At 38.4% G+C, this 445-nt stretch carries 1 protein-coding gene; it reads left to right on the top strand.

Annotated features, from left to right (window positions below):
• A partial coding sequence (locus ACED60_RS24540; RefSeq protein ID WP_371728650.1) for a hypothetical protein occupies window positions 1-422 on the top strand: 422 nt, incomplete at its 5' end.
• Window positions 423-445: the final 23 nt, after the last annotated feature.

Raw genomic sequence — 445 nt, 5'->3', positions numbered from 1 at the left:
CTGACTTATCAGCTCAAATGGCGAGTCTAACGGCTATGCCTGACTTAAGCACTCGTATAGCTGAGCTATCAAAAATTCAAGATCTGCGCGTACATATGGCGACACTGTCTGTTGTACCTCGTTCAATGCAGGAGTTAAGTGTTTCACTAGATTTTTTGAAACACTCCATTAAGGATGCTTGTAACTCAGGGATGACAGTAGATGAAAATGGCACAATTAAGCTCTCATCCAAAGAGCTAGCAGTATTTGAATTACAAGAATTAACAGTAGATGTATTACAATGCTCGGTAGAGGTAAATCAATCTGTTGAGAACTATATAAATGATTTAATACATGAAATTAAGAAGCAGAAAGACCCCTTAATTCAACGTGTATTATCATGGTTGGTTTTTCGTAAGCGCGTCATGAACCCCGCATTCTAATTAACCGGCACGAAGAATAAGAT

Origin of the sequence: Vibrio sp. 1F279 (genome assembly GCF_041439815.1) — a bacterium.
In the GTDB taxonomy this organism is placed as follows: Bacteria; Pseudomonadota; Gammaproteobacteria; order Enterobacterales; family Vibrionaceae; genus Vibrio; species Vibrio tasmaniensis_A.
Note: the sequence above shows the minus strand (reverse complement) of the source record. Positions and strands in the feature narration are given on the sequence as shown.